Below are 10,334 nucleotides of genomic sequence, written 5' to 3' on the forward strand. Positions count from 1 at the left end.
GTCTTCTTCCCATCACAGCTGAACACAATCTTCTTATCCTCAACAAACGTCTCCAGGTGAACGTTTTTCCCCCAAAGCTGAACGACATGAGGCAGCGTACGCTCAAAATACTTTAGATCCAATTCCATACTCTCATACTCATGGATTAAATAAAGCTCACCCACACGATTAAAATCCCCATCCTTAACCATCAAACTAGGAAATCCACCTTTACATTTGAATAAACAAGCTGATCGCGAATTTTCTCCCACGATTTATCGGTAATTTTCCACTCAGGGCCTTTCTTCTCGAAAATGTACAGATCAAGATCAATAACCAGATCCTTCGTCAGATAGTTGCGGATGAATGAAATATCTGAATCGAGTTCGCGTACCTCGAACATTTTTTCCCTGCCCTTGCCGGGAACACGTCCGAAGCGTGCTTGTTCTTCCTTCGTTGGGTTATCGAATCGACGTTCGATATCCTCGATTTTTAATCCTAAATAATAGGGATTCAAGGTGTGCCGGGATGGCTGCACCACAGAGGAGTTTAGCTTAGCGAATTCAATAGTTTCATCGCTAGTTAGATCAGAGCGCTCGCTGTCCTTTTGCACCATTTCGATATAACGTTTCTTATCTAATTGATAAGGCTTAATGAGTGTCGGATCGACATGCTCTTGAATGGCAAGAATCGCATCGATATACTTTTCGACTGCATCTGTGCCATAATCCATTTCATATTGATGAATACGATCCGCTGTAGCAGACATGCTCTCGACCATATTGCGATTGGTAACACTAAAGCGAGCGTTGTTTTTGAAAAAGTCACAGTGAGCAAGCACATGGGCCACGATGAGTTTATTTTGAATTAAAGAATTTCCTTCAAGAAGAAATGCGTAGCAGGGGTTGGAATTAATGACGAGCTCGTAAATCTTACTCAAGCCGAAGTCGTATTGGAGTTTCATTTTATGGAAAGTTTTGTCGAATAACAATGAATATGAAGAAAATTATAATGATTAATAATTGTCAGTATTCACCTATGAAAAAGTTGTGTCATAGTTATCTTTACAATAATTGAACATTTTCAAAAAAAAAGTTTACGCTTGTATATAAACAGGTGTTTGAAATTGTTAAAGCGGATGAAATGAACGATCTATTACTAAACGAAATAGTATACATATAGTACAAACCAAATTGTAACATATTTATAAAATGGCAAAAACATATCGCCAAATAAGTCGTTATGAGCCGATAGATTCCAGTGATGACGAAGCGAAACAATTGATTTATTATTTCTTGTTATTATAGTCATCAAGAGCCGTAATCAGAAGAAAGCTTTTTTGTAACGAAGAATAATTGATATGCCAAAAACCACTCCTTACGAGTAGCGGCTTTTGGCATGAAAGATACGCTGAGAATAAAAGAATACGAGAACGAGATTGAAGATTAGTTCTCGTTAGCACTAATGTTGCTCTGGAGCTGGCTTAACCTGATCGAGCTGTAGAATTTGTAAACTCTTTTTAAAATTAGATAATATTCGACAAGTAAATGGTTTTTTGGTACTATTCCAAATAATGTATATTGAAGGTAACATTTATTATCATTGAAATAATTTCCAATGATTTCAATTTGAATAGATTGGAGAGTGAATGAATTAAGTTCCAACCCAGATGAACCCCAATAATTATTAATGAGAGGAATGAAGAGAACCGTGCAAAAAAAAATAACATCAACGTTAGCAGGTGTACTATTGCTAGGAACAGTTTTCTCAGTTGCATATGCTTCTAATCAGAATAACAATGTGGCAATCAATAAAACAGCTGGTAACCTCGATTTTATCGGTGACGAGTATTACAGGATGCTACAGGTTGATACGGACAATCCTATTTTGCTTAACCGTCTACAAGACCGTGACTACGCAAAAATAAAAGAGTTTCTTGTTGATGAATCTTCAGAGCCGTTGACATTACAAGCTTTAAAAGAAATTGAAGTAGACCCTAATGCTAGAGTTGTTGATAATATGTTACAAGATGGTCGTTTTCTCAAAGAGAACTGGGATGAGTTGCAACACAAAATGATTGAAGAAGCGCTAACTGTTAGAACTTTGAATGGTATCCGAACTAAAGAGCAAATAAATCCACAAGAATTTGAAACGTCCGTAAAAACTAGTCATGGGGATATTGCAATTAAGTTACAGAAAGTTCAAGTTGATGGCAAAACAATAGTAATTCCAAAAAACTCGGACGATATCCCCGTTCAGTTTTCAATTACGCCGGATGGACAGAAGTCGCTGGTTTCTGCGGAGAATGGGCTGTGGCTCGTAAACAGTTCTAATAACCAGTTGGAGCTGTTATTGCCGAGTACATATAACGGGAAAACCTTTGAAGCATTAGCAGAGGAGTCAATGAACTTGTATGGTGAAAATATTGTGGTTTGGAATGAGGACGTTATGTCAAGTCCCGACAGTAAAACACTGGTTTATAACTCTAATAAAAACAATATTAAGACACGTGGATCAGCTCTTTTTGTTTATGATATCACTACTGGCAATGAAACTATTATTGCAGATGCGGAGGGTGCCAATTACTTAGTAGATGGATGGTTGACTCCCGAAAGTGTACTTTGCAAAAAGATTACAAGTTCAGGCATGAAGCAGGTTGTAGTTAGCCTGGATGGGAAGGAAGCTGAACTGGACTTGGTGGGTGAGGCACCGTATATATATGCTGTTCAGGATGGCCTTATTGCTTACGCTACGGCCCTAAGTAGTGGCGAAATTCACATTGCTAAAATTGATAAATCTGGTACGCTCCAAGAAATTACTTCAACCAAATTGAATGGAACAACTAGACTTCGTGCAAGTAACAAAGGGTTCAGTTCGGATAACTCTTATTTTGCCTTTATCTATGTTCCAGATGACGTTCCAGAGGCACGTTATATAAAAGTAATTGATTTGAATTCCGACAAACTAATTGACTTAGACTTTCTGCCTGCAGAATCAAACTCTTCCGCACGTTATTTAGAATTCTCTTGGACAGATGAAAATACCCTGCTTCTTGTTGTTAAAGAGGAAATAAATGAAACGAAAAAAATGTCTACTTGGACATATTCTTTAAGGTGAGGTGAACATGATGAATAAAATTAATCGCAAAGTAGTTCTGTTACTGTTAGCGTTTGGGTTATCTTTTTCGGTTATGCCAAGTGTTAATGCTGCCTATACACCCTACTCCGAAGTATTCACAGGTGCTATTGATGCTACAACACGTTGGTCAAGTCCGATCGAAAATTCAAGTGGTAGTCAGATTTGGCCCACTGTTACCAGCAAATGGAGTGAACCACGAAATGTCGATGGAACTTCACCTCATGTAGGCGTGGATCTAAGTATTAGTACCTCTAAAATCATAGTGGCAGTGGCAGATGGTACTTTAAAAAACCTAAAAGACTCATTAAATACCGTTTCACTAGAAACAGCATCAGGTGTTTATTGCCACTATGAACATATGGTTGTTGCAACTACAACATAYCCAGATGGAACTTATGCTGAAGGAGATCGAATTGGAACAGGCGGTTCCGTAGGTGCAGCTGCTGAACATTTACATTTTGGTGCATATTCTAAGAACGAAATCGCTGGMCGAAAAGCCTACCGAACTGAAACATTGTACAGGGATACTGCGTCTTGGAACTATGGAAGAAACCTTGATGTTTTTAGTCAGGCAAAGTTTCTTAGCAGCAAAATTGCTCAAATTACAGTCGTATTCAGTGGTACCGGCAATACGCATACAGAAGTACCATCGGCAGTTACATTGTTCTATAGAACCGCTGGAAGTAGCAATTGGATTCAAGGAGGTGCTATGCAAAGAATTGGAACAACATTTGACTATAAATTCGACTTTCAAAATGTAGTCCCAACTGGAACAAATATTCAATGGATGGCAAGAATTACACGTAATTTAGGTATTACGTATCCTTATGCATGGGCCCCTGCTAAATATTATAGGCCGGATACAAATCCAAATTCTACTTCTAACGCTTATGGTTATTTCCCTAATACCGTAACTTATTGATTTGTCTTTCATTTATGGTTATGAGCCGACTGCTTGCATGGAGTAGTCGGCTTTAACCTTTACTTTTTAAATGTACTAATAAGTTTATATAACGAATTGTATTCTAACTTGGAGGTATACAATGAGGAAAAACATTATTTTTTTGTTTCTTTTGTCAATGGTTTTAACCGGGTGCAGTACTAATTCATCCATGGAGACTAGCCCCAGCCCCATTCCATCTCCTGTAGAAAGTACACCGGTTGCTGAAACGAGTACACCAGTACCATCTGAAACAAATGTCCCAACACCAGAAGTTATGACTAAGCAAGAAATATATGACTTTGATTTAATACGCTCGGATTGGACCAAAGAGAGAATGGAGGAATTAGGACTTAATAAAGAGGTGAATGATAGTGGTGGCGAAACATATTTTTCCAATGATGTGGTTAAATATATCTATTTTGATGCTCGCTCTGTAGAAACAACACCGGCAGTGATCGATGTGTTTGGAGATCATCCGGGACCTCGAGGAGTTCGTGTGGGTGATACTTTTGAAAATGTGATGTCGCTCTTCCCACAAAATGAGGATTGGAGAATTAATGCTAATGGTGTATTTTACGGTAAATATAATCCTGATGCTGCGCAAGATACATGGGGATCATCTGGATATGTTATAACTCAAGATGATGGAAGTAGAGAAGTTTCAATAATTACAGAAGATGTCTACCCATTCGTTAGATTTTTTTTAAAAGATGATGTCTTAACACATTTTACTTTCTTTTTAATATCGGCTAATTAATTGATTTTTTCAATGAAAAAATTATCGGTTTTATAACGAACTAAAAGAAAACATACGAGGCCACTCACTTTGTCAGGTGGCCTTGCATGTTTTCTTGTGTTAAAAAATAGACATAAGGGCAAGCGTCAAAAGCCAATGGAAACACGTGGTCACTTCCTCGTCAGTACACCGATCAGCAAGCGACCGAAAGAAGTCCATAAACGTACGACGTTCGGTCATTGGGAGCTTGATACCGTGGTTTCTAGCCGTGGCAAAGCAAGGCTTGCGCAGCTACTTTCATCGAACGAAAGACGCGACTATACGTTGCACTGAAGATGCCTAATCGAAAGGCTCACTCGATGGAGGTCGCCTTCGGTGTCGTCATGATACGTGATCCTTAGACGTCGCTGCACTTTTTCGTTTCATAGAGGGCGGAGAGTTATTTGTCACCAGCTTAGTTGCTTCTAGGCTTGCTTGCAAGGCTGCCAGAAGATCATTGACATTCGATATTTTTCAGCTGCAGGAGAAGTTACAACATCTACACTTTCACCGGTGACTTTTTGTTCATGAGATCAAGCAAGGCAATACGATAATCGTCCGTATATTTGTTAGGTTCAAATTTCTCACTCAGCTGTTCGATTAGAGCTTTCGCCATACCGAGTTCCTTTTCGTTTTCAACTGTTCGCTGCGGTAGATTGGGGACTTGAGGGATCGTGTCTCATTCGGATAAAACATGCACTCCATTTAAATGATCGATTTCATTACATCGCGCCAAATAGCCTTCTGCCTGAAGAACGATAGATTTAACCTTGCTATTCAACGTTTTAATCTTCACCGATTGAGCCCTATTAACGTAACCGTAATAATCTGGATAAGCTAAACAAGATTCTACTCCCGATCGTGCACCTTCCAACTCTAATATCTCAGGATTAATTAACTCGATTAGTCCATCCCCGCAATCCATGACTATCAATCTTCTCAGGTACCCAAGGCTGTACATAACGCGTCATGTGTCTCGGATTTCACTGACTTGGTTGATTATTTAGAAGAGAACTAATGGAAGCAGCAGAAAGATTATAATCGGATTTCTCTTTTTATAAATGCGCTAAATCAGCTCTGAAATGCAATTTGGAACCATGCAGATGAAGATAACGAAAATATGAACTGTGAGTCCAAGATCCGGAAGCAGCTGGCAACTGCTATCATCGATGGCCAAGAAGTTGAGTTGCGGGGGCCGGTGCGATTGGATATCCTGGTTAAGCAGCATACATGGAACAGTTCTGTTTATCGCTGGCCAGGAAGTCAAGTTGCAGGAGCCCATACACTATTTAGGGGGAGGTAGTGATTTTGGTGAAGAGACCGAACTTAAATTGCCATACTATCCGACTAGAAAACTGTTACTTTAGTCGGGAATTGAATAAATTATGTTGACAAATGTATTATGCAATCATACACTATGTTTACCAAATATTAGAATGTCATTACGGGAAAATATACAAATATCCTTAACAGTATTCGCATAAAATGCATTAACAACGAAAGGGGAGTTAATTTATATGAACCGTAAATCACTTCTAGGAGCAATCATTAGTTTCTCTTTAATAGCAGTTATGTCCACTGTTCATGACTCTAATCATACTAGCCAAACTTCTTCAAATACAAATGGAGAGGTTATAGAACCGACAGCGAGTGCATATCCAACAAATGATCAAGGTCAAACATATGGACATGGACCATTCCCTGAAGGTGTAAATCAGGGGCCTGATTTAATTAAAGCAGAAGGTAAAAATGGGGTTGTGGGATATGTTAAATCTACAGATTTAGAACCATCAATGTCGTCAATAGAAGAAGCTTTGGCATATAACAAGTCAATGGAAAAACTTGGTTATGTATCACTCCCGCTATATGAAACAGACGGTAAAACTATTATTGGTGAATTTATAATTTATTCTTCTTCCAATGGTGATAAATAAAATTTATCATAAAAACTATTTTATAAGGGGCGGTAATTTCAATGAAATGGAAAAATTTAACTGCTAAAGTAACGGGAGTATGTGCTTTGTCTATCTTATTAATATCAACAACAGTATTTGCTGGTGGTGCAGCATCAACAGAATCATCGAAGACGAAATCAACAGTTAATGGGTATACTTACAATGCTTATTCAACAGCAGAGGTTTCACTATGGACTTGGAATACCTATCAAGCACAATCTACACTAATAGTCCAAGTAGACGGTGGCGGTAACGCACCTTCAGGTTATATGGGTGGACAGGCTCGTTTATATAATTTTACAACTGCTGTTTTAAAAGTTGCAAGCCCTGTGAAATATACTACTTCTGCAACTTCGCTCCTTGTAACTAATACGGCGCAACAAGCAACAGTTACAGATGAAGCTACATATTATGGGCAGGGTAAAGTTCAATATTACAATGGTAATGGTTATGTTGGTATTGAATTAACTAAATCTCCTAATGTTATTCTATCAAATTCATCAAACAAATTTTCCGGAACTAATCAATTACCAGATAACTTGAAAGATCAAGAAGAATACGCTGTAAATAATAATGGGGAAACCTATGGTTCCGGATTATTAGAATCTAAAATAGGAGAAGAGCCAGATTTAATTTTAGCAGAGGGCACCAATGGAGTTCAAGGGTATGTCAAGGCTGACGATTTATTTCCAATTGCATCTAGTCTTCAAGAGGCAACTATTAGTAACAGTAATGGTGATATCCAAGTAATCTCTTTATATGATCAAGATGGTTTAACAGTTATTGGTGAATTTGAATTGAAAGAAGGCAACTCGGTAACTAATTAACATATTAAAAGAGTAGAGGAGGATGCAGCCTAAAAAAGTAGGCTGCATCTTCTTTTTATCACAAAAAGCACGGGCTTCAATAAACTCCCTAGGTACGACAAAAAATCCAATAAACCTAAATTTGAAGTCATGGTCGTATTTTGTGATCATGGCTTATTTATTTTGCCGAATTGACTTTTGTTCATTCAGAAAATTTAAAGGGTCGGACTAATCAAGCCTTATGGCTTCTACGCCAAGAGCATCAAATTATTATAGAAATGGGTTCTGAAGAATAAAGAAAAATACGTATAGCCGGCGCAATTTGCTATGACACAACTGATCTAGCATTAGTTGCAGACTTACGTGAAGTATCAGATATATTTGTAATTGCAGCTATTAATCAAGATATTCAAACATTTGATAATATGGTTGCCGCTTTACATTATCAATTGTGTCAACCTGTTATTTTAGCAAACACAGGAGAGTTTGGAGGTTCTACAGTTCAAGCTCCATTTACGAAGCATGCTCGCCAAATAGCGCAAGTTCACGGCAACAATCAAATTGCTGTTAGTGTATTTGAAGTAGATGCTGCTATTTTTAAATCAGCGTCTCCTGCTCCAACCCACTCTGAAGTTAAAACACCACCTGCTGGCTATAGAGGTAGATCTTGAACTTAGCGTGAGACTGTACACTGGTTATTGAATTGACGATTTGTAGTCAAAAGGTATTAATACCGAAATATTCAAATTCGAAAAGTCTTGCTGTGCCTAAGAAAATCCCAACGAATTCGCTCGTTTGTAAATCATTTCTATAATGATATATAAATTAACAAAAGATGCGACACCCGAGCAATTAAAAAACGCCGGGCTTGGCGCTCATTACGTTGCCCATGACAGTGCTTTGTTCTATGAGAGTGCAGGCGGCGTACCCTTTACGTTTCATTTTTGTCAATTTTATTTGCTATTTTTCTGTTCTTTATGAAAGATAAGTGGAGGTCTGAAGAAGGAATCCTCACTATACTATTATTGATACCCTTTACTTTATTGTGGATAATCCCTTTTATTAGTGATGAAATTAAATTAAGGGTGGCTGTACCTACGAATTACTTAATGGAAACATATATTAACGACAAATATATTTCTAGTTCAAATGTTATTGACACATCGATTGAGTTAGTTAGATATAATTCTGCTAAGAAGATTTTAGATGTAAATATAAAGGTAATACCAGAAGTTTTCATGGAAAAACAATTGAAYATGGAAGAAGTTTCAGAATCTRATGATAGATTTGCAAATTACTTTATGAATAACATATACATTGCTTATATTGATCTATTAACAGACCTCTCTAATGAAACAATAGTTCCAAAAATCATAAATGTTTTTGGTTATTGKKGAGATACTCAGATCATGCAAATACATTATACTAGAGTAAATAAAAAATACAAACTACATGAACCTTATCCTGAAATTGCTTTGATAGGCTTGAATGATTGTTGGTACTTGCAATACCCTTTTGAAGGGAAAAAAAATATGATCTTAATAAGAGAAATCAATGGTTTGGATTTTACGATGCGGATTGATGAATATATAAAATAAAAATTGCTTTTGARGGATTAAGCGTAGATAAAGCCTATAACTTCTTATAAAATGAAACTATCTTCAAAAATGAAGGGACTGAACTATGCGCAGATGTCAATATTTTCAWCCTAACTATTAAATTATAATGGAGGTAAAAGTATTGATTACAGAGTTACACACAGAACGTCTTCATTTGAGAAAAATGAAGGTATCGGATTCTTCTAGCTTGTTTAAAATTTGGTCTGATCCAGATGTTACTAAATTTATGAATGTTAGTAGTTTTACTAATGAAAATCAAGCAAAAGAAATGATTACTCTCCTTGATGACCTTTCTCAAGACAGCAAAGCTATTCGTTTCTCCATAATTAAAATAGAATCCAATGAAATCATAGGTTCTTGTGGTTTTAATTCCTTGGATTTTGAAAATGCAAAAGCTGAAATTGGATATGATATTGMTAAATCATTTTGGGGAAGAGGATATGCTTCAGAAGCTATCTGTTCTTTGTTAGATTACGCATTCTCATCTTTAAAGATGAATCGAATCGAAGCAAAAGTTGAACCCGAAAACGTGAATTCAATAAAACTTTTACAAAAGCTAAGCTTTACGTTTGAAGGAACACTAAGGCAATATGAAAGAGTAGACGGAAAGTTTAACGATCTCAATATCTATTCAAAATTAATATCGGATTAATTTGATTTTTCATGCCTATTTTGAATTGTAAGTAGCATACACGAAAACTAACCTTTACAGACAGTGTGGGGAAAAAGTATCACAAGGTTTTAAGCTCCCTTGGTACAATATATCTTTATAATCACCATTACGARGCTGCCGACATGATCGGCAGCCTTAATTGCGTTAACGGGCAGCTAATCTAATATGAAGAAATATCGGGTTTGAAAGCCGCTGCAAGCCGTTCGGTTGGCATCATACTGTACGGAGTCAGCCAAAATGGAACTGCTACTTACACAATACGAATTGCATAAACGAAAATCYGAGGAGCTTGACGTAAAGGTAAAGGGCTCGTGGAGATCCAAAGGAGTGACAAACAATCCTTGATTGGCATCATCGCCGTTAACTTGCTTAAATGAAGTAGAAAGATATGAATGTGTGTAACACTAAAAAGCTACAGGTTCAGGACAGGACTCTCCACTCCTATC

General features: G+C 37.2%; 8 protein-coding genes and 3 pseudogenes. 9 read left to right on the forward strand and 2 right to left on the reverse strand.

Features of this window, described 5'->3' with window-relative positions; translation table 11 throughout:
• Positions 1 to 985, reverse strand: a pseudogene (locus AC1DPK_RS33660) (SpoVR family protein); the annotation flags it as partial.
• Between the two features lie 692 nt (positions 986 to 1,677).
• On the opposite strand from AC1DPK_RS33660, the gene AC1DPK_RS33665 reads away from it, so the two are divergent.
• From AC1DPK_RS33665 to AC1DPK_RS33680, 4 genes and pseudogenes are all read left to right on the forward strand, one after another.
• Positions 1,678 to 3,096, forward strand: a complete 1,419-nt coding sequence (locus AC1DPK_RS33665) for a TolB-like translocation protein (protein WP_441886945.1) — start codon at positions 1,678 to 1,680, stop codon at positions 3,094 to 3,096.
• A gap of 7 nt (positions 3,097 to 3,103) precedes the next feature.
• Complete coding sequence (locus tag AC1DPK_RS33670; protein WP_441886947.1) at positions 3,104 to 4,039, forward strand: peptidoglycan DD-metalloendopeptidase family protein; 936 nt, start codon at positions 3,104 to 3,106, stop codon at positions 4,037 to 4,039.
• Positions 4,040 to 4,160: 121 nt separating this feature from the next.
• The gene (locus AC1DPK_RS33675) at positions 4,161 to 4,817 is read left to right on the forward strand and encodes a hypothetical protein (protein WP_441886949.1); all 657 of its coding nucleotides are present in this window, start codon (positions 4,161 to 4,163) and stop codon (positions 4,815 to 4,817) included.
• A gap of 108 nt (positions 4,818 to 4,925) precedes the next feature.
• Positions 4,926 to 5,167: pseudogene (locus tag AC1DPK_RS33680) on the forward strand (IS30 family transposase); the annotation flags it as partial.
• A gap of 347 nt (positions 5,168 to 5,514) precedes the next feature.
• Here AC1DPK_RS33680 and AC1DPK_RS33685 read toward each other — a convergent pair.
• Complete coding sequence (locus tag AC1DPK_RS33685) at positions 5,515 to 5,796, reverse strand: peptide deformylase (RefSeq protein ID WP_441886950.1); 282 nt, start codon at positions 5,794 to 5,796, stop codon at positions 5,515 to 5,517.
• 556 nt (positions 5,797 to 6,352) lie between these two features.
• On the opposite strand from AC1DPK_RS33685, the gene AC1DPK_RS33690 reads away from it, so the two are divergent.
• The 5 genes and pseudogenes from AC1DPK_RS33690 to AC1DPK_RS33710 all read left to right on the forward strand — a co-directional run bounded on the left by AC1DPK_RS33690 (position 6,353) and on the right by AC1DPK_RS33710 (position 9,867).
• Positions 6,353 to 6,769 carry a hypothetical protein gene (locus tag AC1DPK_RS33690; protein WP_441886952.1) on the forward strand — a complete coding sequence of 139 codons (417 nt, stop codon included), beginning with the start codon at positions 6,353 to 6,355 and terminating at the stop codon, positions 6,767 to 6,769.
• Between the two features lie 41 nt (positions 6,770 to 6,810).
• Positions 6,811 to 7,617 carry a peptidase gene (locus tag AC1DPK_RS33695; RefSeq protein ID WP_441886954.1) on the forward strand — a complete coding sequence of 269 codons (807 nt, stop codon included), beginning with the start codon at positions 6,811 to 6,813 and terminating at the stop codon, positions 7,615 to 7,617.
• Between the two features lie 780 nt (positions 7,618 to 8,397).
• Positions 8,398 to 8,547: pseudogene (locus AC1DPK_RS33700) on the forward strand (spore coat protein CotJC); the annotation flags it as partial.
• A gap of 158 nt (positions 8,548 to 8,705) precedes the next feature.
• Positions 8,706 to 9,194 carry a hypothetical protein gene (locus tag AC1DPK_RS33705; protein WP_477512977.1) on the forward strand — a complete coding sequence of 163 codons (489 nt, stop codon included), beginning with the start codon at positions 8,706 to 8,708 and terminating at the stop codon, positions 9,192 to 9,194.
• A gap of 142 nt (positions 9,195 to 9,336) precedes the next feature.
• Positions 9,337 to 9,867 (forward strand): GNAT family N-acetyltransferase, encoded by a 531-nt coding sequence (locus AC1DPK_RS33710; protein WP_477512978.1) that lies wholly within the window; start codon positions 9,337 to 9,339, stop codon positions 9,865 to 9,867.
• The last annotated feature ends 467 nt before the right edge of the window (positions 9,868 to 10,334 follow it).

This window comes from Paenibacillus sp. 01T424, assembly GCF_056398745.1.

Bases quoted from the DNA above. Each gene is read 5' to 3' on its own strand.
- AC1DPK_RS33685 (WP_441886950.1), bottom strand. From the start codon at position 5,796: ATGTACAGCCTTGGGTACCTGAGAAGATTGATAGTCATGGATTGCGGG.
- AC1DPK_RS33665 (WP_441886945.1), top strand. From the start codon at position 1,678: ATGAAGAGAACCGTGCAAAAAAAAATAACATCAACGTTAGCAGGTGTA.
- AC1DPK_RS33690 (WP_441886952.1), top strand. From the start codon at position 6,353: ATGAACCGTAAATCACTTCTAGGAGCAATCATTAGTTTCTCTTTAATA.
- AC1DPK_RS33675 (WP_441886949.1), top strand. From the start codon at position 4,161: ATGAGGAAAAACATTATTTTTTTGTTTCTTTTGTCAATGGTTTTAACC.
- AC1DPK_RS33695 (WP_441886954.1), top strand. From the start codon at position 6,811: ATGAAATGGAAAAATTTAACTGCTAAAGTAACGGGAGTATGTGCTTTG.